The organism is Actinoplanes sp. CA-030573, assembly GCF_050951115.1.
Classification (GTDB): Bacteria; Actinomycetota; Actinomycetes; order Mycobacteriales; family Micromonosporaceae; genus Actinoplanes.
On sequence record NZ_CP192038.1, the window covers coordinates 435,486 to 457,970 of the forward strand.

18 protein-coding genes and 2 pseudogenes are annotated in these 22,485 nt (G+C 71.0%); 7 read left to right on the forward strand and 13 right to left on the reverse strand.

The annotated features are described in order from the left end of the window. Nucleotides 1–552, forward strand: a complete 552-nt coding sequence (locus ACQP2F_RS02045) for a hypothetical protein (protein WP_433300072.1) — start codon at nucleotides 1–3, stop codon at nucleotides 550–552. A gap of 12 nt (nucleotides 553–564) precedes the next feature. Here the strand turns inward: ACQP2F_RS02045 and ACQP2F_RS02050 are convergent. From ACQP2F_RS02050 to ACQP2F_RS02065, 4 genes and pseudogenes are all read right to left on the reverse strand, one after another. After that, nucleotides 565–729: pseudogene (locus ACQP2F_RS02050) on the reverse strand (helix-turn-helix domain-containing protein); the annotation flags it as partial. Further along, nucleotides 726–911: pseudogene (locus ACQP2F_RS02055) on the reverse strand (type II toxin-antitoxin system RelE/ParE family toxin); the annotation flags it as partial. The pseudogenes ACQP2F_RS02055 and ACQP2F_RS02050, both read right to left, overlap by 4 nt. A 12-nt stretch (nucleotides 912–923) precedes the next feature. Further along, a complete protein-coding gene (locus ACQP2F_RS02060) occupies nucleotides 924–2,459 on the reverse strand; it encodes a diguanylate cyclase (RefSeq protein ID WP_433300073.1) in 1,536 nt (511 codons plus the stop codon). A gap of 81 nt (nucleotides 2,460–2,540) precedes the next feature. Beyond that, nucleotides 2,541–3,254: a TetR/AcrR family transcriptional regulator C-terminal domain-containing protein gene (locus ACQP2F_RS02065; protein WP_433300075.1), complete on the reverse strand. Its 714-nt coding sequence runs from the start codon at nucleotides 3,252–3,254 to the stop codon at nucleotides 2,541–2,543. A gap of 91 nt (nucleotides 3,255–3,345) precedes the next feature. On the opposite strand from ACQP2F_RS02065, the gene ACQP2F_RS02070 reads away from it, so the two are divergent. Further along, nucleotides 3,346–5,001 carry an MFS transporter gene (locus tag ACQP2F_RS02070; RefSeq protein ID WP_433300077.1) on the forward strand — a complete coding sequence of 552 codons (1,656 nt, stop codon included), beginning with the start codon at nucleotides 3,346–3,348 and terminating at the stop codon, nucleotides 4,999–5,001. Here the strand turns inward: ACQP2F_RS02070 and ACQP2F_RS02075 are convergent. The 3 genes from ACQP2F_RS02075 to ACQP2F_RS02085 form a co-directional block, all read right to left on the reverse strand. Further along, entirely contained in the window at nucleotides 4,998–5,405 is a 408-nt protein-coding gene (locus tag ACQP2F_RS02075) for a rhodanese-like domain-containing protein (protein ID WP_433300079.1), read from the reverse strand. The two genes, ACQP2F_RS02070 and ACQP2F_RS02075, sit on opposite strands and share 4 nt — an antisense overlap. Beyond that, nucleotides 5,399–5,872 carry a cysteine dioxygenase gene (locus ACQP2F_RS02080; RefSeq protein ID WP_433300081.1) on the reverse strand — a complete coding sequence of 158 codons (474 nt, stop codon included), beginning with the start codon at nucleotides 5,870–5,872 and terminating at the stop codon, nucleotides 5,399–5,401. The genes ACQP2F_RS02075 and ACQP2F_RS02080 overlap by 7 nt, the downstream gene beginning before the upstream one ends. Nucleotides 5,873–6,169: 297 nt before the next feature. Beyond that, nucleotides 6,170–7,162 (reverse strand): magnesium transporter CorA family protein, encoded by a 993-nt coding sequence (locus ACQP2F_RS02085; protein ID WP_433300083.1) that lies wholly within the window; start codon nucleotides 7,160–7,162, stop codon nucleotides 6,170–6,172. 275 nt (nucleotides 7,163–7,437) lie between these two features. Here ACQP2F_RS02085 and ACQP2F_RS02090 point away from each other — a divergent pair, with 275 nt between their 5' ends. The 3 genes from ACQP2F_RS02090 (at nucleotide 7,438) to ACQP2F_RS02100 (ending at nucleotide 10,187) form a co-directional block, all read left to right on the forward strand. Further along, nucleotides 7,438–8,772, forward strand: a complete 1,335-nt coding sequence (locus ACQP2F_RS02090; RefSeq protein WP_433300085.1) for a neprosin family prolyl endopeptidase — start codon at nucleotides 7,438–7,440, stop codon at nucleotides 8,770–8,772. A gap of 133 nt (nucleotides 8,773–8,905) precedes the next feature. Beyond that, nucleotides 8,906–9,424 (forward strand): sigma-70 family RNA polymerase sigma factor, encoded by a 519-nt coding sequence (locus ACQP2F_RS02095; RefSeq protein WP_433300087.1) that lies wholly within the window; start codon nucleotides 8,906–8,908, stop codon nucleotides 9,422–9,424. A 52-nt stretch (nucleotides 9,425–9,476) separates the two neighbouring features. Beyond that, nucleotides 9,477–10,187, forward strand: a complete 711-nt coding sequence (locus ACQP2F_RS02100; protein WP_433300088.1) for a zf-HC2 domain-containing protein — start codon at nucleotides 9,477–9,479, stop codon at nucleotides 10,185–10,187. Between the two features lie 684 nt (nucleotides 10,188–10,871). Here ACQP2F_RS02100 and ACQP2F_RS02105 read toward each other — a convergent pair. From ACQP2F_RS02105 to ACQP2F_RS02125, 5 genes are all read right to left on the reverse strand, one after another. Beyond that, the gene (locus ACQP2F_RS02105; protein ID WP_433307316.1) at nucleotides 10,872–11,888 is read right to left on the reverse strand and encodes an ABC transporter permease; all 1,017 of its coding nucleotides are present in this window, start codon (nucleotides 11,886–11,888) and stop codon (nucleotides 10,872–10,874) included. Nucleotides 11,889–11,890: 2 nt separating this feature from the next. Further along, a complete protein-coding gene (locus ACQP2F_RS02110; RefSeq protein ID WP_433300090.1) occupies nucleotides 11,891–12,859 on the reverse strand; it encodes an ABC transporter permease in 969 nt (322 codons plus the stop codon). Further along, nucleotides 12,849–14,399 carry a sugar ABC transporter ATP-binding protein gene (locus ACQP2F_RS02115; RefSeq protein WP_433300091.1) on the reverse strand — a complete coding sequence of 517 codons (1,551 nt, stop codon included), beginning with the start codon at nucleotides 14,397–14,399 and terminating at the stop codon, nucleotides 12,849–12,851. Before ACQP2F_RS02115 ends, ACQP2F_RS02110 begins: the two co-directional genes overlap by 11 nt. A 137-nt stretch (nucleotides 14,400–14,536) precedes the next feature. After that, nucleotides 14,537–15,625, reverse strand: a complete 1,089-nt coding sequence (locus ACQP2F_RS02120) for an ABC transporter substrate-binding protein (protein WP_433300093.1) — start codon at nucleotides 15,623–15,625, stop codon at nucleotides 14,537–14,539. Between the two features lie 161 nt (nucleotides 15,626–15,786). Then, nucleotides 15,787–19,083, reverse strand: coding sequence for a BTAD domain-containing putative transcriptional regulator (locus ACQP2F_RS02125; protein WP_433300095.1), 3,297 nt, complete (start codon nucleotides 19,081–19,083; stop codon nucleotides 15,787–15,789). 224 nt (nucleotides 19,084–19,307) lie between these two features. On the opposite strand from ACQP2F_RS02125, the gene ACQP2F_RS02130 reads away from it, so the two are divergent. Together ACQP2F_RS02130 and ACQP2F_RS02135 are read left to right on the forward strand one after the other, a co-directional pair. Continuing rightward, entirely contained in the window at nucleotides 19,308–19,931 is a 624-nt protein-coding gene (locus ACQP2F_RS02130; RefSeq protein ID WP_433300097.1) for a response regulator transcription factor, read from the forward strand. A 16-nt stretch (nucleotides 19,932–19,947) separates the two neighbouring features. Next, on the forward strand, nucleotides 19,948–20,970 hold the full coding sequence (locus tag ACQP2F_RS02135; protein ID WP_433300099.1) for a S66 family peptidase: 1,023 nt from the start codon (nucleotides 19,948–19,950) through the stop codon (nucleotides 20,968–20,970). On the opposite strand, the gene ACQP2F_RS02140 is transcribed toward ACQP2F_RS02135, so the two are convergent. Continuing rightward, the gene (locus tag ACQP2F_RS02140; RefSeq protein ID WP_433300100.1) at nucleotides 20,967–22,454 is read right to left on the reverse strand and encodes an MFS transporter; all 1,488 of its coding nucleotides are present in this window, start codon (nucleotides 22,452–22,454) and stop codon (nucleotides 20,967–20,969) included. The genes ACQP2F_RS02135 and ACQP2F_RS02140 overlap by 4 nt on opposite strands. Nucleotides 22,455–22,485 lie beyond the last annotated feature (31 nt).

The following is a 22,485-nucleotide window of genomic DNA, read 5'->3' on the forward strand; positions in this document are numbered from 1 at the left end:
ATGCGGTTCGTGCTCGCGGCGGCGGCGTTCGTGCTCCCGCTCGCGCTGACCGGCTGCCGCAGCGGGACCACGCCGGCCGCGACGCCCTCGGTGACCGCGACGCAGACGCCATGGGTGATCTACAACTCCGGCAATCCGACCCCGAGCCGGGGCGCCGCGCGGTTCACCGGTACGCCGCCGCCCGCCCTGCCCTCGGTCTCGTACCTGTCGACCAGCTCGGCGTGCACGATGGCCTGGCCGGAGACGGGTCTCGTGCTGATCCCGATGGTCATCACCCCGGTCGCCGGCGGTTTCAAGGTCGAGTGGCCCTCGGCCTACGGCTCGTACTACCGCATCACCGCCGTTCGACAGGGCCTGGTTAAGGGCCCACAGCCGGAGCCGAGCTGGACGACCGTCCCGGCCGGCGCCGGTTGCACCGTCTCCACCACCCTGACCGGCCTCACTTCGGGCGCGCCCTACATCATCTGGCTCGACGCCCCCGACACGCCGCGGGCCCGCGACGGCGGCCGAAGCCTCTACAGCGGCAAGTCCGGCGTCGTGAAGCCCCTGTGATCACGCGAGCGCGGCGACCTGCCGCTGGGTGAGGCCGCGCCCCCGGCGGACCTCGGCCAGCCGATGCCCGACGACCGCCGCGAGCAGTTCCTGCTTCCCCGCGGCGACGGCATCCTCCCCACCCGCCCGCGCGACGTACTCCGCTCGGATGTCACGCCAGCGCACGTATTCGCTCATGCCTCGTCCTCCCGTTCGCCGCGTTCCTTCAGGTATGCGTCGTACCTCTGCTCCGCCAGCGGTATCGCGGTCTCGTACCAGACGTTCCATCGTCCCGCCTTATTACCGGCAACCAGGAGAATCGTCGACCGCCACGGGTCGAAGGCGAAGAGAATCCGCATGGTGCCGGGCCGTAACTCCTTCGTTAGCTCATGTCAGAAGGCGATGGTGTTTCGGCCGCTGAACTTGGCGGCGTAGAGGCGGTCGTCGGCCGCTCGGAACAGGGACTCGCCGGTCATGTCGGGGGTGAGGGCGGCGAGGCCGACGCTCACCGTCAGGCGTACGCCCGGGATGATGTCGGCCTTCGCCACCGCGGCGCGGATGCGTTCGGCCACCTCGCGGCCCACCTCGAGGTCGCCGCGCAGGAAGACGGTGAACTCGTCGCCCGCGTAGCGCACCGGGATGTCGTCGGCGCGGCAGTGGGCGCGCAGGATCTTGGCCACCTCGCGCAGCGCGCGGTCGCCCACCGTGTGCGAGTACGCGTCGTTGACCGCCTTGAAGTGGTCCACGTCCACCAGCAGCAGGACCAGCGGGGCCGCCAGCCGGCCGGAGTCGATGCGGTTCAGCAGCAGGTCGAAGCGGCGGCGGTTGCCGAGCTTGGTGAGCGGGTCACGCAGCACCTCCCGTTCGGCCCGCGCTCGCGCCGACTCGGCCTCCTCCTGCTGGCGGGCCTGCCGCAGCATGGCGAGCCGCTGCAGACGCACCCGCCACAGCTCGCGGGTCTGCCCCTCGACCGCGTCGAACATGTCCCGGTTGGCCTGGCCGTCGTCCTGCTCGAGGGCGGTCAGGGCGAGCTCGAAGCGGATGATCGATTTCTCGTCGGGGCGGGCGCCGTACGCGCAGAGCTCGCGCGCCGCCACGAACTCGCGCCGGGCTTCGGGCAGTCCCCCTTGGGACCGCAACGCGATACCCAGCGCCAGATGTGCCATCCGGGCGTACGCGAAGCTCTCGGCCGTGCGTAACGGCATGATCGCCTCGCGGGCCAGCTTCTCGGCCGGCACCACGTCGCCGAGCTTGGCCAGGGCGAGCGCCAGCATCGCGGCCGCGCCGGTGTCGTCGGGGTACTGGTCGACGTGCCGGCGGGTGATCGCGGCGCTGCGGCGCAGGCGGGTGGCGCCCTCGTCGTGCCGGCCGATGTGGTCGAGCCGTACGCCCCAGTTGAGCAGCGTCGTGGCGTGCACCAGCTCGAACCCCGAGGTGGCCTCGCTCAGCTGCTCGTAGGTGTCCGAGGCGATCTCGTACATCTCGGCCGCCGTCGCGGCCTCGGCGAAGCTGCACAGCGCGGAGATGCGCCGGTCGCGGCCCGGATGCGGCGCGTCCAGCAGCACTGCGGCGCGGGCCAGGCCGCGCATGGCGTCGATGTAGCGGGCGCGCAGCACGTCGAAGTGCGCGAGATCGCACAGCGTCTTGGCCTCGCCCAGCGCCGACCCGGCCGCGCGGTGCATGCGCAGCAGCTCCTGAGCGAGCTCGGCGCCCTCGTGGAGGCGGCCCATGTACAGGTTGGCGTACATCTTTCCCTGTACCAGGAAGGGGATGGTGCGGCGATCGCCGCAGAGCCGGGCCAGGGCTAGGTACGCGTCGGCGGCCGCGAGCGCCTCGTGCCCGTGGCCGGTGTTGGCGAGCCGGTGCACCCGGAGCGCGTACAGATGAAGTGGTCCGAACGCGGTAGCCGGTACCGGCAGGCCTTCCATCGACCCAGTATCAACAAAACCGCTCAGATCAACTATGGGTGACGACCAGGCATTGTCGATGTTGAAGACGTCGTTGATCGCTCATTTCGTGACATATTTGTCCAGCCCGTCGACGAGCATCGACAAGCCGAGCTCGAAGCGCTGCTCATTGCCCCCGCCGACCATGTCGTGCGCGTACTTCTTGAGGTTGGGGTACTGCTCCTCCGGAAGCTGCTCGAAGTAGGCCGTGAGGTCCTCGCTCAGCTCGGCCACGAACGACTCCTGGTCGGAGCCGGCGCCCTGCAGCGTGCCGCGCCAGATCGACATCTCGTACGCGTCGGCGGTGATGTAGAGGAAGATCCGGTCCATCGCCCAGGCCGCCACCTGGGGCGGGACGCCGCCGCCGACCATCAGGCCGAGCATGAAGTCGGAGACGCGCATCGCGTTGGGCCCGGTCGGAATCGTGGCCAGCGCGGCCCGGGCCAGGTCGTAGTGGTCGAGCAGCACCTGGTGTCCGGAGCGGGCGATCTGACGGATCTGCTCCTTCCACCGCGCGGTGTCGGGCTCGGGCAGCTCCATGAGCCCGCACATCTCGTCGAACATCAGCTGGAGCAGCTCGTCCTTGCTGGTCACGTGAGCGTAGAGGCTGGACGGCCCGGTCTCGAACTCGGCCGCGAGCCGCCGCATGCTGACGCCGTCGATGCCCTCGGTCTTCACGATGCGCAGGGCAGCCTGGACGATCTCGGCGCGACCGAGCGGGGCCTTGGCGGGGCGCTGGGGCTTAATGGCCCGCCGCAGGAACGGCGACTCTTTCATCGCCGCCCAATCTACTTGACGCGAACGGTGTTCGCCAGTAGAACGGTGTTCGTAGTCAACGAACACCGTTCAACGTCATCGGGGGAACCCCATGGAAGCCGTACTGGAGAAGCCGGGCGCCGTTGCGACGGCGTACCGATATCGGTGGGTCGCGCTCTTCGTGATCCTGGCCGTCGAGGTCATGGACCTGCTCGACGCACTGGTCACCAACATCGCCGGGCCGTCGATCCGTACCGACCTGGGCGGGTCCTACAGCTTGATCCAGTGGCTGGGCGCGGCGTACACCCTGGCCATGGCCATCGGCCTGCTCACCGGCGGCCGTCTCGGCGACATCTACGGCCGGCGCCGGATGTTCCTGATCGGCGCGGCCGGCTTCACGCTCGCGTCGCTGGCCTGCGGCATCGCCCAGACACCGGTCGAGCTGATCACCGGGCGGGCGGTGCAGGGCCTGTTCGGCGCCGTGATGCTGCCGCAGGGCCTCGGCATGATCAAGCAGATGTTCTCGCCGGCCGAGCAGGCCAAGGCGTTCGGCGCGTTCGGGCCGGTGATGGGCCTGTCGTCGGTCGGCGGGCCGATCCTGGCCGGCTGGCTCGTCGACGCCGACTACCTCGACGCCGGCTGGCGGATGATCTTCTTCATCAACCTGCCGCTGGGGCTGTTCGCGGTCTTCGGGGCGGTCAAGTTCCTGCCCGAGTTCACCAGCGAGCGGGCGCCCCGGCTCGACCTGCTCGGCGTGCTGCTGGCCGCGGTCGGCGCCTTCCTCCTGCTCTACCCGCTGGTGCAGGGCCGTGAGCTGGACTGGCCGGTGTGGTGCTTCGTGCTGCTGGCGGCCGGTGTCATCGTCTTCGGCCTGTTCGCCCTCTACGAGAACCGGCGGGAGCGCAAGCACCTCGACCCGCTGGTCACGCCGAGCCTGTTCCGCAAGCGGGCGTTCTCCGGCGGCCTTGCGGTCGGCCTGGTGTTCTTCGGCGCGCTGATCGGCACCGGCCTGGTCTTCACCTTCTATCTGCAGATCGGGCTCGGCTACTCGCCGCTCAAGGCCGGCCTCACCACGCTGCCGCAGGCGCTCGGCACGGTCGCCGGCTTCATCGCGGCCGGCGCCGGGCTGGCCGAGAAGCTCGGCCGCAAGCTGCTGCTGATCGGCACGGCCGTGATGATCGTGGGGACGGCGGGGATGGCGCTGACCGTGCGGCTGGCCGGTGCGGGCATCACCCCGTACCACATGATCCCGGCCATGGTCCTCACCGGCGCCGGCATGGGTCTCGCGATGGCGCCGTTCTTCAACATCGTGCTGGCCGGCGTCGAGGACGAGGAGACCGGCTCGGCGTCGGGCGCGCTCACCTCGATCCAGCAGCTCGGCGGCGCGTTCGGCATCGCGGTGCTGGGCACCATCTTCTTCGCGATCCTGCCCGGCCAGGTCGTGTCGCACGTGGACGGTTCGGCGACCGAGCTGCGGACGGTGCTGACCACGGCCGGGGTGCCGGCCGACGCGCAACCGGCGGTGGTGGCCGGGCTGCGTGAATGCCTCCGCGACCGTACGGCGGAGAACGATCCCGACGTGGTGCCGGCCAGCTGCCAGAGCACCGGCGTGCCGAGCCCGCAGGTGCAGGCGTACGCCGCGGAGCAGGTGCGGGCCGGCTTCCAGGACTCGGCGGTGTGGAGCACGGGCGTGACGATGGTGCTGCTGGTGCTCGCCTTCGGCCTCGCCTTCCTGCTGCCCCGGAAGGCGAGGCCGGAAGCGGGCTAGACGGTCGGGAGACCGGCCTCGCGCCAGGCCTTGAAACCGCCGGCGAGGTCGGTCGCCCGCCGCAGGCCGAGGTCCTGCAGCGAGGCGGCGGCCAGGCTGCTGGTGTAGCCCTCCTGGCAGGTCACGATCACCTGCAGGTCGTAACTGTCGGCGAACGGCAGCCGGGCGTCGCTGCGCGGGTCGAGCCGCCACTCCAGCACGTTCCGCTCGATGATCACGGCACCCGGGATCTCGCCGAACTCGGCCCGCTGGGCGGCCGGGCGGATGTCGACCAGCACGGCGCCCTCGTCGATCGCGGCGGCGGTTTCGAGCGGGCCGAGGCGGCGCAGGCGGGCGCGGGCGCCGGCCAGGATCTCGTCGATGCCGATCGAGCCGGGCGGGGGAGTCAGGACCGCGGTCACCACTGCACCCCGGCCTTCTCGACGGTCAGCACCTCGAGGCCGTCGGCGCCGATGCGGTAACGGGTCATCGTGGCCAGCGCCGGGCCGTAGACGTGCACGCTGACCGCGGGCCGCGACGAGCGGTTGGTGATCCGGTGGATGTGCCGGGAGCCGAACCGGCGGCCGGCGCCCTCGCCGAGCTCGCGGCCGGTGATCCGGGCCGGGCCGCCGGCCGGGATCGAGACGGTGTCCTCGGTGAGCGTGCCGGCGAAGACGTGGAACGCGCCGGCCGAGCCGCCGTGGTCGTGCAGGTCGGTGCCCTGGCCGGGCAGCCAGGTGAGCAGCCAGACCTCGTGGTCGTCGGCGACGGCGAGGCGGTGGTACCAGCGGTCGACCGGGTTGAAGCGCGGTGCGACCGGCCAGTCCTCGGGGGTCGCGGCGTAGCGGGCGGCGATGGCGAGATGGTCGAGGCGAAGGTCGACGGCGTTCACGGAAGCTCCTCGATTTACATACATTGCCTATCAGTCCTATAGGTTTACCGCCACAACGCGGCCAAGGATAGCGCCTGGCTCGGCGGGTCGGGCGGAAAGTCGGCGGATCAGTGCTGAGAGACTCGAAAGCGCTGGTCAGCTAGGACAGCAAGCGCTGGCGCAGTGCGCCAGATCGGTCGCCAGATCGGCGACGAGAGGGATTCCCGTCCGCTGCATGACGCCCATGGTGACCGGAATGGTGATCAGTGGTCAAATTCGTTCCGCGATGTGGGAGCGGAAAAGCGGACGCGCGTCCGCTCACCACCAGCCGCGCCGTTTGGCCCAGGTCAGCAGCATGGCCGACATGACGGCCATGATCACCAGGACGGCCAGCAGCTGCTCGACCTGGGTGTGGCTGTTGACGATCACGTTCATGCCGTAGATCGAGGAGAGTGCCGTGATCGGGAGGGTCACCACCGCGATCACGGCCAGCCGCTCGGCGGCCACCGTCATCTTGGTCTCGGCCCGGGCCCGGTAGAACTCGATCACGCCCTGCAGGTACTCGCGCTCGCCGTCGGCCAGGCCGCGGATCCGGTTGAGCTGGTCGACCACGTCGTTGACCAGGGGCAGGTCGTCGGCCGGCACGCGGGCCTCGAGGGCGGCGATCCGGCCGTACACCTCGGCGCCGAGGGCACCCATCGTGCGTACGGCGAGAAGGCCGTGCCGCGCCTGGAAGAGCTCCTCGAGGAACTCCTCGGGATTGCCCATGTGGCCGCCGGTCACCCGCTGCTCGAGATGCCACACGTCGGTGGTGATCTCCTCGATGAAGCCCTCGAGGCGGTGGATCAACGCGGAAGTGATCGCATAGGACAGTTCATAGGGTGAATCCGGTCGTAACCGGCCCGATTCCAGCCGGCGCCGAACACCGTCCGTTTCGCGAAGAGCGACTTCCAGGGAAAGCGCCGGATTAATCGGTCCGTGGACGGTCACCACATACTTTTCCCCGATTATCTGATCAAGTTCCAGGTAGTGGATATGACCGGATGGTCCCCGCTCCGGACCGTGAAGGATCAAGAGTTGCTGATGCGGATAAATCCGGACACGTGGCACGCGATTCCGTTGCATACAGTCGCGGACCGCCAGAGGATGGCAGCACAACACGTCGGTGAGCAAGGCGATCGCCTCGTCACTGCACTCCGGAACGTCCACCCACACCAGTGCGCCCGGCCGGTCCAACAGGCCCGCGACCTCGGATACGGTGTGCGCCTCGACCCCGTCGCCGGTGAGCGACAGGACCCGGATCCCGCCCATGTACCCACGCTAGACCTGAAAGAAGCTCATAGCGCTTTGCCTCTTTCCGAACAAGGCGTGAAATCGCCCCTGAGCGATCGCGCGCACACGCTCTGTCGCCGAAATTGAGCTTTCCATCACCGGATCGGCTGGGGGCCTCAGCCGTTAAGGCGGAAATCCCGTCGGCAGGGTCATCCGGAATCGAGAAAGCTATATGGTGACCAGCGCCGCCGAGAACCGGTGCCGGAGGTTACCTCGCCCATGCCTCCGACTCCACGATCAACGAGGACGGACACGTGTTGAAGTCACGCCGCGGTCTTCTTGCCGCCGGCCTAGCTGTCGCCGTGGTGGGCGCCCTGGGCGTCGCCTCGACCCTGAACGCGGGTGCGGGACAGATCACGGGGGGTTCGGGGCAGCCCGTGGCCGAGGCAGCGCCGGTCGATCCCAATGCGCTCGCCGGCACGGCGACGCCGCCCAGCGTCCTTCCCTGGGGCCAGCGCCCCGAGCGCGTCCGCAAGGGCCGCGCCGGCGCGACCAGCCGGACGCTGCGCGCCGAGGGCGACGACGCCGCGGCCAACGACACGTCGGGCTCGACCCAGCCGCGCGGGCGGTACGCGCCGAAGGGCCGCTGGTCGAAGACCGGCTACCTGAAGACCGAGGTGACCGACGTGGCCCCGCCGGAGCCGCCGGCCGGCGCCAGCCCGACGGCGGAGGCGGATCCGACCGAGGACCCGACCACCGCGGCGACGACGGACCCGACCACGGATCCGACCGATGAGGCGACGACCGCCGCGACCGACGAGCCGACGGCCGAGACGACCACCGACGCCGCCCAGCCGGAGGCCACCGAGTCGACCGCCGACGCCGCGCCGGGCCAGGAGCCGGAGCCGGCCGCCAGCTCGTCCGGGCACGTCGCGCCCGAGCCCAGCGGCGCCTCGACCACCAGCGACAAGGCGTACTTCCTCTACAACACCGGCATGCAGTACGCCGAGACCGACGGCTTCTACACCAACGTCTCGATCGCCAAGCCGGCCCTCACCAGGGGCGACTACCACACGCTCGGCGAGCTGGCGCTGCAGTCGGCCGACGGCAAGCAGATCGTCGAGGTCGGCTGGAACGTCGACCGCCTGGTCAACGGCGACGACGACCCGCACCTGTTCGTCTACCACTGGGTCAACCGCACCCCGAGTTGCTACAACGGCTGCGGCTTCGTCCAGTACAGCAAGAACATCAAGCCCGGTGACACCCTCGCCACCGACACCATCAAGAAGTTCGGCATCCAGTACTTCAACGGCGCGTGGTGGATCGCGTTCGACTCGGAGTGGATCGGTTACTTCCCCGAGCAGCTCTGGAACGACGAGGGCATCAAGTTCAGCCGGTCCGGCCTGATCCAGGTCTTCGGCGAGGTGGCGGCCTCCAGCCTCACCCCGTGCAGCCAGATGGGCAACGGCTTGTCGATCAACCCGGAGAAGCCGACCGACCCGAGCGGCGCGGCCTACATGGCGAGCGTGGCGTTCCTGAACGGCCCGGCGGTGAACCTGACGTACCAGACGACGGACGCCGCGCGGTACCCGATCGTCGGGCGAAGCTCCCGCACGTTCCAGTACGGCGGTCCGGTCAAGGCCTGCTGAAGTACTGCGTGACGCGATGCCCGGTCCCGGCGAGGGGGACCGGGCATCGTCCCGTTTCCCGGGCCTACCGGTCGAACCGACTTCACCTCGACGGTGTACAAGTGGGTGACACCGGAAGCAGGCGGAGGCGCGGATGAGGCGAAACAGCCCCGACGAGGAGCTGATGACCGCGCTCTACACCGAGCATTACGCGGTCCTGCTGAGCTTCGTCCTGCGTTACGTGCACGACCGGCACCGCGCCGAGGACATGGTCCAGGAGACGTTGCTGCGGGCCTGGAAGCACATCGACCACCTGGACACCGATCAGGGCCGTACTCGGTCGTACCTGCTGACCATCGCCCGCAACGTGGTCACCAACGCGTGGCGGGCCGAGCAGCGGCGCCCGCACCTGGTGGCGGACGAGACCGCGGTCAACACGATGCCGGTCGAGGACAACGTCGATCAGATGGTCGAGGGCTGGCTGGTGGCGGAGGCGCTCGAGCGTCTCTCGGCCGATCACCAGGCCGTCGTCCGGGCCATGTACTACGAGGGGCAGAGCGTGGCGGAGGCGGCGCGGCGGCTGTCGGTGCCGGAGGGAACGATCAAGTCCCGGGCCTATTACGCGGTCCGGGCGTTGCGCACCGCCTTCGAGGAGATGGGGGTGCTGCGGTGAGCCCGAGGAGCGAGCGACGCGAGCCCCGCCGTCGCGGACGGAAGGCGGCACGGTGAGCGCCGAACACGACGAGCTGCGCCGGCTGCTCGGCGGCTATCTGCTCGGCGGCCTCGACGAGACCGATACCGATCGGCTCGACGCGCACCTGCGCGACTGCGACGACTGCCGGGACGAGCTGGATCGCCTGGCGCCCGTGCCGGAGCTGCTGCAGCGCCTTCCCGACGGGCGGCGGGCCGGGACCGAGACCGCGCAGCCTCTGATCAGCATGTCGGCGCGGCCGACGCCGGAGAACATCGAGGGCCTGCTGCGCCGCATGCGCGCCGAGCGGAACCGGGAGAACCGCAAGGCACGCGTACGCTGGCTGGCCGCCGCCGCGGTCGTGCTGGTGGCCGCGGTGATCGGCGTCGGCGTGATCCGCAGCAACCGGGAGACCCAGCCGCCGCAGGCGTTGCCGAGCCCGCAGCTCGTGACCGCCCAGTTCGAGCCGGCCCAGGGCAGCGGCCTCTCCGGCGAGGCGGTGCTGACCCCGAAGACATGGGGCGTCTCGGTGGCGCTCGACGTGACCAAGCTGCGCGGCCAGGGCCCGTTCCTCTGCCAGGTGCACAGCATGCAGGGCGACACCGAGCAGGCGGCCACGTGGGGCCCGACCCCGAGCGGCAGCGCAAAGGTGATCGGCGCAAGCTCCATCCAGCTGCGCAACGTACGCTCGGTGAGCGTCGCCGACCACGACGGCCACCTGCTCGGCACGGCCAGTCTCGATTAGCCGCAGCGTTCGTGAGGTAGCCGGCTGTCCGCGAAGTGGCGCTGTGGATTACGCCGCGGAAATGTCGTAGGCGGGTGCTCTAATCGGCCCCACCCACGAGGGTGGGGTGGCGGGGTGGCGGGGTGGCCGGGGACGCGCGATCAACGGCAACGGCAACGGCGACCCGCAACCGCGGGTGCACCTGTGGCGCGTATTGGTGAGCAGACCAAAGCGCCGCGTTTGCTCCCGTGCCACGCGGCCGCCCGTGCTTGCGGCCGTCCGTGCTTGCGGCCGTCCGTGCTTGCGGCCGTCCGTGCTTGCGGCCGTCCGTGCTTGCGGCCGTCCGTGCTTGCGGCCGTCCGTGCTTGCGGCCGTCCGTGCTTGCGGCCGTCCGTGCTTGCGGCCGTCCGTGCTTGCGGCCGTCCGTGCTTGCGGCCGTCCGTGCTTGCGGCCGTCCGTGCTTGCGGCAGCCCGTGCTTGCGGCCGCCCGTGCTTGCGGCCGTCCGTGCTTGCGGGTGCCCGTGGCCCGGGCCTCCGAGCGGCGCGCTTGTCGTGACGGTTTCGTTCCTCGTGGCAGCGCCGCGCGACGCCACCGCAGGAGCGCAACTACCCGGTCGGTGGGGCCTAGAGGCGCGGCACGGCCGGGAGCCGCGCCGCGCCGGGCGGCTACTTGTTCTGGCGACTTGTTCTGGCGACGCCGGGCGGCTAGTTGTTCTGGCGGCGGAGCTTGACCAGGTAGGTCTGTGCGACCACGACCAGTGCCAGGAACGCGCCGCTGATTACCTGCTGCCAGTTGCTGTTGACGTTGCCTACCTGGTTGATCAGGTTCTGGATCACGCCGAGCAGCAGGACGCCGGCCACCGTGCCGGCTATGGTGCCGGCGCCGCCGGTCAGCAAGGTTCCGCCGATCACCACGGCGGCGATCGCGTCCAGCTCCATGCCGGTGCCCAGCACGGTCACGCCCGAGCCGAGCTTGGCCGCGTTGATCGCGCCGGCCAGGCCGGCCAGCAGGCCCGACATCACGTAGACCCAGACCTTGACCCGGCGCACCGGCACGCCCATCAGCGCGGCCGCGTCCTCGCTGCCGCCGACGGCGTAGACGCGGTGGCCGAAGCGGGTGCGGGCGAGCAGCACCATGCCCAGCAACACCAGCACCGCGACCAGCCACACCTGGTAGCCGATACCGAGGAACGACCCGTTGCCGAGCTTGCGGAACGCGTCGTTCTTCACCAGGTACGTCGTCGAGCCCTCGTCGCTGATCGCGCGCATCAGTCCCCGGGCGCCGAGCAGTGCCGCCAGGGTGACGATGAAAGGGGCCATTCTCGTGTACGCGATGAGCAAGCCGTTCGCCAAGCCGATGGCGCCGCACACGAGCAGCGGGGCCGCGAACGCCGCCACGAAGCCGTACTGCGAGGCCCAGGCGGCGAGCACGCCAACGAGCACGTAAAGCGAGCCGACCGACAGGTCGATCCCGCCCGTGATGATCACGAAGGTCATGCCGAGCGCGATCAGCATCGGCGGTGCGGCCGCGACCAGGATCGTGGCCGTGTTGTCGAAGCTGCGGAAGTTCGGGAACGCGATGAACGAGATCAGCACGACCACGATCAGGACGGCGAGCGCGCCCTGACGCTGCACGGCCCCGACGATCCGATCGGTGCGCTCGGCCCGGCGGACGTCCTCGGCGACGGTCGCGGGCGTCTCGGGATCGACGGCGATTCCCATGGTCACCGGGTCTTCCTCTCTCGCGCCACGTACACGGCGATCAGGATGATGACGGCCTGCGCCATCTCGGTCGTGGACGGCGGCAGGTTGTGCTTGATCATGGTGGCGATCACCAGCTGCATGAGCAGGGCGCCGGCGACGGTGCCGAGCACCCGCACCCGGCCGCCGGTGAGCGGGGTGCCGCCGACCACGACGGCGGTGATCGCGGAGAGCTCGATCAGCAGGCCGACCGCCGAGGCGTCGCTGGACTGGATGCGGGAGACCGAGAGGAGGCCGGCGATCGAGGCGAGGACGGAGCAGAGCACATACACGGTGATCAGCACCCGCTTGACCGGGAGGCCGGCCAGCTCGGTGGCCGGGCGGTTGCCGCCGATCGCCAGCAGCCGCCGGCCGAAGACCGTGCGGCGCACCAGGAACGCCACGACCAGCACCAGCACGGCCGCGATCCAGACCAGCACGGGGATGCCGAGCAGCTCGCCGGAGCCGAGGTAGAGGAAGTTCGGGTCGCGGATGTCCTTGAGCTTGCCCTCGGAGATGACCACGGCGAGGCCGCGCCCACCCACGAAGAGGGCCAGCGTCGCGACGATCGGCTGCAACCCGACCTTGGCCACGAGCGTGCCATTGATCAGGCCGACCACCACCCCGGCGAGGAGGGAGACCAGGATCGCGGCCGCCACCCCGTACCCCAGATAGAGGGGGATGAGCGCCGCCGCGAGGGCCATCACCGAGCCCACCGAGAGGTCGATGCCCTCGGTGCCGATCACCAGTGCCATGCCCATCGCCACGATCACGATCGGCGCCACCTGGATCAGTTGGATGCGCAGGTTGCTCCAGGTCAGGAAGTACGGCGTGAAGAAGATGTTGTAGAGGACGAGCAGGACGATCGCCAGGTACACGCCGTACTTCGGCAGCCAGGCCTTGATCCGGCTCAGGTCGACGCTCGGCCGGGCGGCCGCGGTGTCAGTGGTCATTGTCGGTCTCCGATGGTGCGGCCGCGGCGATCGTGGCCATGAGGTCCTCGGTGGTCACTTGGTCGCCGGTGAGCGTGCCGACGACGACGCCGTCGCGCAGCACCACCACCCGGTCGGCGCCCTCGACCAGCTCCTCGGCGTCGGAGGAGACCAGCACGACGCCGAGCCCCTCGGCCGCGAGCTCGTCGATCAGCGACTGCACCTCCGCCTTCGCCCCCACGTCGATGCCGCGGGTCGGCTCGTCCAGCAGCAGCACCTTGGGGCCGGTCGCGAGCAGGCGGGCCAGCAGCACCTTCTGCTGGTTGCCGCCGGAGAGGTCGCCGACCAGCTGGTCGGGGCTGGACGCCTTGATCCGCAGGCGCTTCATGTACTTGTCGACGATCTCGTCGATCCGGGCGTCGGAGACCAGGCCGAGGCGGGACACCCGGGGCAGCACGGCGAGCGCGATGTTCTCCCGTACCGACAGGCCGGCGACGATGCCTTCGGCCTTGCGGTCCTCCGGCTGTACGGCGATGCCGGCCTTGACCGCCCGCACGGTGCTGGGCTTCTTCAGGTTGACGCCGTCCACCCGCACATCGCCGGCGTCCAGCGGATACGCGCCGCCGATCGCCTTGATCGTCTCGCTGCGGCCGGCCCCGAGCAGGCCGCCGAGCCCGACCACCTCGCCCGGCTTGACGTCGAAGCTGATGTCGTGGAGCTTCGGGCGGCTGGTCAGGCCCTCCGCGGCCAGGACCGGCGCGGCGCCGGTGTCGCCGGTCGCCGCGCCGGAGCCCTTGGTCGAAGAGAACGCCGTCGATCCTTCACGTCTGATCTCGGACATGTCCCGGCCGAGCATCAGCGAGACCAGGCGAATGCGTTCGAGGTCGGCGAGCTTTCCGGTGTGCACCAGCTTGCCGTCGCGCAGGATCGTGACGGCGTCGCAGATGCGGTACAGCTCGTCGAGCCGGTGGCTGACGTAGATGATGCCGATGCCACGGGCGTGCAGGTCGCGGATGACCCCGAACAGGGTCTCCACCTCGCGCGGCTCCAGCGACGAGGTGGGCTCGTCCATGATCACGACCTTGGCGTCGATCATCACGGCCCGGGCCAGGGCGACCATCTGCTGGGCGCCCAATGGCAGGGTGCCCAGCGGGCGCCGGACGTCGGCCGTCACCCCGTACCCGGAAAGGATCTGCCGCGCCTCGCGGTGCATGCGCCCCTCGTCGAGCAGACCGAGCTTCGTGCGCGGCTCCCGGCCGAGGAACAGGTTGTGCGACACGCTCATCAGCGGGATGAGGTTGACCTCTTGGTAGATGGTCGAGATGCCGGCGTCCTGGGCGTCCATCGGCGTCGCGAACTGCGCCGGCCGGTCCTGGTAGCGCAGCTCACCGCCGTCCGGGTGATAGACGCCGGTGAGCACCTTGATCAATGTGGACTTGCCGGCGCCGTTCTCGCCGACCAGGGCGTGCACCTCGCCCGCCTCCAGGCGGAACGAGACTTCGTCGAGGGCGCGCACCCCCGGGAAGATTTTGGAGACGTCGACGACTTCAAGCAGCGCCATTTCCCGATTTCCTTACGGTGTGCGGTCTCGTTCCACCGGATCGACGACTGGTCCCGCCGCCGGCAACACAGACAGACGGGAACGAACATTTCCCGGCGGCGCCGCTCGTGCGGTCACCGCCGGGAACGTTCCGGGGATCAGTACGCGCTGTTGAGGTCCGCCTTGGCGTTGTCCGTGCCGTACTGCCGGTCCTGGATGATGATGTCCTGCTCGACCGGGTCGCCGGCGAAGAACTTCTGCGCCGTGGCGAAGGAGAGTGGCCCGAAGCGCGGGTTCGACTCGATGACGGCGTTCGCCCAACCGTCCACGATGGCCTGGACCGCGCCCTTCGTGCCGTCGATCGACACGACCTTGACGTCGCCGGCCTTCTTGCCGGCGCCCTTCAGCGCGGTGATGGCGCCCAGGGCCATCTCGTCGTTCTCCCCGTAGATGCCGTTGATGTCGGGGTTGGCCTGCAGCAGCTGCTCGGTGACTTTCTGCCCGTCCTCACGGGCGAAGTTGCCCGTCTGCTCAAAGACGATCTTGATGTCCGGCGCGACCTTGGCGATCTCGTCCTTGAAACCGCTGGTACGCAGCGTGGTCACGTTGTTGCCGGGCGAGCCCAGCAGGATCGCGACCTTGCCCTTGTTGCCCATCGCCTTGGCCATCTCGTCGGCCGCCCGCTTGCCCTGCTCGGCGAAGTCCGACCCGATGAAGGTCAGGTAGTCCTTGCAAGGGGTCGCGTTGATCTTGCGGTCGATGGTCACGATCGGGATCTTCTTGGCCGAGGCCTTGGCGAAGACCGAGTCCCAGCCGTCCGAGTTCAGCGGCGCGATCACCAGCAGCTGCACGCCCGAGTCGATCATCTGCTCGACGTCGCTGATCTGCTTGTTGAACTGGGAGTTCGCGTTCGTGGTGGTGAGGTTGGTGATGCCCAGCTTCGCCGCCTCGTCCTTGATGGACTGGGTCTCGGCGATGCGGAACGGGTTCGCCTCCTTCTCGGACTGGGAGAAGCCGACCTTCGCCGTCTTGAGGTCGATCTTGGTGCCGCCGTACTGGTCGATCGTGCAGGTCGCGGCGCCGGGCGCGGCGGACTGAGCGACCTGGGCGGCGGCCGACGCGGGCGCGGCCGCGTTGTTGCTCGAGCTGTCGTCCTCGGACTTGGCGCAGGCGCCGGCACTGAGAATAAGCAGGGCCGCACCGAGGGTAGCGGCCGCAGGCCGCAAGCGGCCCGGGTATGTGCTCATGAGTTGTGCTCCTTAGCGGTGATGAGTCATCGGGGAGTAACCGCCTGGAAACACATTCACGCACTATCAAACTTTTCCTGTCAAGGTCCGCTACCAGAACCAATCAGAAACGCACGCGGAACGCCCCTCGTGGGCGGCGCGTGATGGAGCCGGGAGGGGTATTAAACGACAACAGTCGATGTGCGCGCCACGTCCCAGCGCGCCGACATGGATGCGTAGAGGTGCAGCGCCTCGTCCGGGCGCTCGCCGCTGAGCATGGCGGCGTCCTCGAGAGCGGCGGCCAGCTCGAACGGCCGGCCCACCTGTCGGTAGTGCGCGGCCGCCTCCCGGGCCGGCGCCGGATCGCCGCTCTGCAGCGCCTGGCAGCGCAGGTGGGCGGCGTGCGCGCGGGCCGGCCGCACCTCCTTCGCGGCCTCGTCGGCGCAGATCGCGGCGGCCCGGTCGGCGATGTCCATCCGGGACTGGCGGCGGGCCAGGCGCAGCACGTCGGGCAGCCACTGGTGGCGGAGCATCATCGGCGCGTACGAGGGTTGGAGCAGCGGGGCGAGCAGGTCGAGCGCCTCGGCCGGCCGCCCGCGCTGCTCGGCCCAGAGCGCCCGGGCGACCAGCAGGAAGTCGCAGTTCTCCCGCTCCGCCTCGCTGGCCGGCACGGCGTCGGCCGCGTCGAGATGGGCCGCCGCGAGGTCGCGCGCGTCGCGGTGCAGAGCGATCAGCGCGGCCACCCCGTGCAGCAGCATGGTGACCGCGCCGGGCTCGCGCATGCCGTGCAGCGTGATGCCCGGGCCGTCCTCGGTCACCGCCGCCACCTCGGCCAGCGCCTCGTCCCAGCGGCCCCGCCAGTAGTGCTGCACGGCGGTCGCGACCTGCATGCCGGCCGGCAGCCGGTGCTCGGCCGCGAACTCGGCGGCCAGCCGCAGAGTGCTCTGCGCCTCGTCGAGACGATCGAGGTTCTGGAGCGAGAACAGGCGGTTGTCGAGCAGGTCGAAGTACGTCCCGGCGAGCTCGGGCCGGCCCGACACCACCTCGAGCGCCCGGTCGACGTGCCGCAGCGCGCGCTCGTGGTCGCGGCGGATCGAGCTGGTGAGCCAGATCGTCTGGAGGGCGAACGCGGTCTCGTACGGCTGGCCGGCCGCCTCGGCCTCGGCGTGCACGGCCCGCGCCCGTTCCTCGGCCCGGTCGAGGTCGTCGAGATCGCCCCGGCGGAAGTTGGCCAGCAGCACCCGGTGCCGGGACCGCCAGATCGTCGGCACCCGCGGATCGTCGACGGCGTCGCGCAGCATCGCCACCGCCTCGGCGGTCTCGCCCTTGCGGTAGCGCATGGTCGCCAGCAGCTGCCGCATCTCGGCCCGGTCGGCCGGATCGGTGGCGAGGCTCATCGCCTCCTCGGCCTCGGTCATCGGGTAGCGCTCCCGGCGGAACTCGAGCCGGGCCAGCGCCACCAGCAGCACCCCACGCTGCGCGGCCGACGGCAGGTCGGTGTCGAGCGTGCGGCGGATCAGGTCGCCGGCGATCTGCGGCGCCCGGCGCACCACCTCGGCGTGGTGGGCGAGCAGCCAGTTGAGCACCCAGGTGTCGACCGCCGGGGTCTCGGCCACCAACTGCTCGGCCACCCGGGTCACCGGGCTGCCGCCGGCCGCGAGCACCTCGGCCGCGTGCCGGTGCAGGCCGGCCCGCAGCGCCGGGGGCACCGTCTCGACCAGCGCCTGCCGCAGGTAGCCGTGCCGGAACGCGAGGTCGGTGCCGCTGTCCACCAGCACGGTCGCGGCCAGCGCCTCCTCCAGCGCGCCGACCAGCTCGAGCGCCGAGCGGCCGGTCACCGCGACCACCTCGCTTACCGAGAACTCGGTGCCGAGCAGCGCGGCCAGCCGCAACACCTCCCGGGTCGGGCCGGAGAGCAGCTCGAGCGTGGCGTGCACGGCGGCCATCAGCGTGCGGGGCGGCTCGACGGTCACCTCCGGCCCGATGTCGGCGCGGCCGTCGGCTACCTCGATCACGTCCCGCTGCCGCAGCGCGCCGACCAGCTCGCGGGCGAAGAGCGGGTTGCCGCCGGAGCCGGACACCAGGGCGCGCAGGTTGTCGCCGGGCGGGGCGCCGACCAGGGCGGCCACCAGGCGGTCGAGCTCGCCGGCCGGGAGCGGCCGCAGCCGCAGCGCCCCGGGCGGCGCCGCCCGGTCGCCGGGCCGGGAGGACGCGACCAGCAGCAGCGGCAGCCGCCCGAGCAGGCCGCGCAGCCGCTCCCAGACGCGCAGCGTGGCGCTGTCGGCCCACTGCATGTCGTCGACGATCAGGATCAGCGGCGCGGCCGCGCAGGCGGCGCGGACCGAGGCGACGATCTGGTCCTCGGCGATGTCGGGCTCGGCCAGCGGGCTGCGCGGCCGGCGGGAGGCGGACTCGAGACCGAGGGCGCGGGACAGCACCTGCAGCGGCACCCGGGAGCCGAGCTGGTCGGCCGCGCCCCAGGCCACCCGGCAGCCGCAGCGGGCCGCGTCGGCGAACGCGTGGGTCAGCAGCTCGGTCTTGCCGATGCCGGCCTCGCCGGAGATCCAGACCTCGCCCCCGGTGCCGGCCGCCACCTGGCGCACCAGGTCGCGCAGCTGATCGATCTCGGACTCGCGGCCGAACCAGTCACGGGCGGCGAGCCCGTCGCGCAGCGCCTTGGCGACCGGGGTCGGCACCACCGTGCGCAGCGGCTCGGGCACCGGCAGGGCGGCCGGCTGCTCGGCCGAGCCGGCCAGTACCTGGCGCTGCAGCTCGCGCAGCGCCGGGCCCGGCTCGATGCCGAGCTCGGCGACCAGCGTGCGGCGGGCGGCCCGGAAGACCTCGAGCGCCTCGGCGTGCCGGCCGGCCCGGTGCAGGGCGCGCATCAGCAGCTCGTGCAGCGGCTCGTGCAGCGGGTTGTCCTTGACCAGGCCGGTCAGCTCGGCGATCAGGCCGTCGTCGCCGCCGGAGTCGAGCAGGATGCGGGCCCGCTGCTCGGCGGTGGCCAGGCGCAGCTCGGCCAGGCGCTGGCGGTCCAGCTCGAGGAAGGGGCCGGCGAGCGTCGCGTACGCGTCACCGCGCCACAGGGCCAGCGCCTCGTCGAGCCGGTCGGCGGCGCCCCGGTTGTCGCCGGCGGCCAGCAGCTCGGCGGCCGCCGATCGCAACTGGCCGAACCGTTCGGCGTCGAGGTCGGCCGCGGCGACGTGCAGCAGGTAGCCGCCCGAGGCGGTGGTGAGCATGCCCGGGTCGAGAGCGCGGCGCAGGCCCGACACGTACGTGTAGACGCTCCCGGCCGCGGTGGCCGGCGGCGAGTCGCCCCAGATCGCCGTGATCAGCTCGTCCCGGCCGACGAGCCGGCCGGCATGCGCGGCGAGGACCGCGAAGACCGCCCGCTGCCGCGCCGCGCCGAGGTCGATCTCGCGCTCCCCGATCCAGGCACGGACCGGCCCGAGCACGCCTACGCGCAGTGTTTCGGGCACGTGTCCTCCCGGGTCGGTGAACCCAACTTCGAGGGAGACGGGGCGGGTGTCAATGGATAACACAAACCGCACGGACGGGCACACCTCCGCGGTACCCCTTCCATGCCGCTTCGCACCTCTGCTGAACTGGCCTATCGGCCTCTATTCCGGGATGAAGGATCTGTGAAGAATTCCTGAAGAACCTTCTCCGACACTTGCTCCACGTCGCGAAGGAAGGGGCCGCCGTGGAACAGGTCAGGGTCGCGTTGCAGGCGATGGATCCGGTCAGCCACGCGGGACTGGCCGCGTTGCTTCAGTTCCGCGGTGACATCACGGTGCTGCGTACCGCTCAGCGGGCGGACGCCGAGGTGCTGGTGGCCGCCGCCGAGAGACTCACCCCCGACACCGTGGCCGCGCTGCGCCGGGCCGGCGCCGAGACCGGCGCGCCCATCGTGCTGGTCTGCCAGGAAGTGGCCGAGGCCGAGCTGATGACCGCCGTCGAGTGCCGGGTGGTGGCGATCCTGCCGCGGTCCGCGGTCACTGCCGAGCGGCTCGCGCACAGCGTGCGGGCGGCCGCGGCCGGCGGCGGGGTGATGCCGCCCAACCTGGTCGGCGAGTTGCTCAAGCAGGTCGACCGGATGCAGCGGGACGTGCTCGCGCCGAACGGGCTGAACGCCTCCGGGCTCACCCCGCGCGAGATCGACGTGTTGCGGCTGATGGCGGACGGGTTCGACACCAACGAGATCGCCGGGAAGCTCTGCTACTCGGAGCGGACCGTGAAAAACGTGATCTACGGGGTCACGCACCGGCTCAAGCTGCGCAATCGCTCGCACGCCGTGGCATATGCGTTGCGGGCGGGCATGATCTGAGGCTCAGATAGGGGTCATGAAGCTCGAACCCGGCGATCGCGTCGCCGTCGTCTCGCCCTCGTTCGCCGCGCCCGCCCTCTATCCCGCCGTCCACGAGCAGGGCCTGGCCCGCATCCGGGAGCTGCTCGGGCTGGAGCCGGTGGAGTACCCGACCACCCGGAAGAGCGGCGCGTCACCGGCCGAGCGGGCCGCCGACCTGACGGCCGCCTACGCCGACCCGTCGATCCGGGCCGTCTTCGCCACCATCGGCGGCAGCGACCAGATCACCGTGCTGCCGCACCTCGACCCGGCGCCGTTCGTGGCCGACCCGAAGCCGTTCTTCGGCTACTCCGACAACACCAACCTGCTGAACTGGCTCTGGCGGCACGGGGTGCCCGCCTACCACGGCGGGTCGACGATGGTGCACCTCGCGCGGGGCGGCGGGGTCGACCCCGAGCACCTGGCCTCGCTGCGGGCGGCCCTCTTCGACGGCGGCGACCTCGAGATCACGCCGGTCAAGGAGTTCGGCGACGAGGAGCTGAGCTGGTCCGACGAGGCCGCGCTGACCACCGCGGCGCCGCGGGTCGAGAGCCCCGGCTTCCACTGGCACAACGCCGACCGGGTGGTGACCGGGCCGACCTGGGGCGGCAACCTCGAGATCCTGCACTGGAACCTGGCCGCGAACCGGTGGATCAACCCGGCCGCCGACTACGCCGGGTCGATCCTGCTGCTGGAGACCTCGGAGGAGATGCCGCCGGCCGAGGAGGTGTTCCGGATGCTGCGCAACGCGGGGGAGCGGGGCCTGCTCGAGCAGTTCCCGGCGGTCCTGGTGGCGACGGCCAAGGCCAGCAACTTCGAGCACCGGCCGCCACACGAGGACCGGGCCCGCTATCGCGACGAGCAGCGTGCGGCGGTGCTGCGCGCGCTGGCCGCCTACAACCCGTCGGCGCTCGCGGTCTTCGGTGTCGATTTCGGTCATACGGCGCCGCAGTGGATCCTTCCGTACGGCGGGCGGATGACCGTGGACGGCCCGGCGCGCCGGATCGTCGCCCACTTCTAGACCGGCCTGCTCTCCGCCGGTTCCCGCGAGAGGACCGGCGGGGAGCACGGGTCGCAGAAGCTCGGCGACGGCGGGTGCTCGGCCAGCCGGTTGGGGATCAGGACGAACGCGAGCGCCGCGCCCACCACCATCAGCCCGGCGCAGATCAGCATCGCGTTGCGGTAGACCGGGTGCAGCTGGTCGGCGACGGTGAGGCTGCCCGCGCCCAGCCCGGCGGCCAGCGGCAGGATCGCGACCGACAGCAGGCCGGCGGCCCGGGCCACCGCGTTGTTCACGCCCGAGGCGATGCCGGCGTGCGCGTCGTCGAGCGAGCCGAGCGCCGTCGCGGTCAGCGGCGCCACCAGCGCCGACAGGCCCAGACCCAGGATGATCACGGCGGGCAGGACGTCGGTCAGGTACGACGCGCCGGCCCCGATCATCGCCATCATCAGCAGCGCGACGGCGCAGATCAGCGGGCCGGCCGTCATCGGGATCCGCGGGCCGATCCGCTGGCCGAGCGCGCCCGAGCGGGCCGACAGCAGCAGCATCAGGACCGTGGCCGGCAGCATCGCGGTGCCGGCCGCCAACGGGCTGAACCCGGCCACCACCTGCAGGTTGATGACGAAGAGGAAGAACACGCCGCCGTTCGCCGCGTAGACCAGCAGCGTCACCAGGTTGGCCCCGGCGAACGCCCGGTGCCGGAAGATCTCCAGCGGCACCATCGGCTGCGGTGAGCGGCGCTCGACCAGCACGAAGGCGACCAGCCCGGCGACGCCGACGGCCAGCGACAGCAGCACCACCGGGTCGCCCGGCCCACGCGCCGGCCAGGCGGTGAAACCGTAGGTGAGGCCGCCCAGCCCGATCGCCCCGGTCACGATGCCGGCGATGTCGAAGTGGCGGGCCGCGGCCGGGTTGCGCGACTCGGGCACGTGCCGGGCCGCGACCAGCAGCACGAGCAGGGCGACCGGCACGTTGATCAGGAAGATGTAGCGCCAGCTGCCGGCCTCGACGAGCCAGCCGCCGAGGAAGGGCCCGAGCGCGCCGCCGATGCCGCCGAGGCCGGACCAGGCGCCGATGGCCCGGGCCCGGTCGTCGCGGGCGAAGGACGCCTCCAGGATCGCGAGCGCGCCCGGGGTGAGCAGCGCGCCGCCGATGCCCTGCAGGACGCGGGCGCCGATCAGCAGCTCGATGGACGGCGCCAGCCCGCAGAGCAGGGACGCGGCGGCGAACCAGCCCACACCGATCATGAAGACGCGCTTGCGGCCGTACCGGTCGCCGAGCGAGCCGCCGAGCAGGATGAGGGAGGCCAGGCTCAGCGCGTAGCCGTTGACGGTCCACTGCAGCCCGGCCGCGTCGGCGCCGAGGCTGCTGCCGATCGACGGCAGCGCGATGTTGACCACGGTGGCATCGATGAAGGCCAGGCTGGAGCCGAGCACGGTGGCCAGCAGAACCCACCGCCCGCGGGCCGAGTGGTAGCGGATCAGGGTGTCCCCGGCGGCGGTCATGCGGACGACCCTACGCCCGGGGATCATGCCG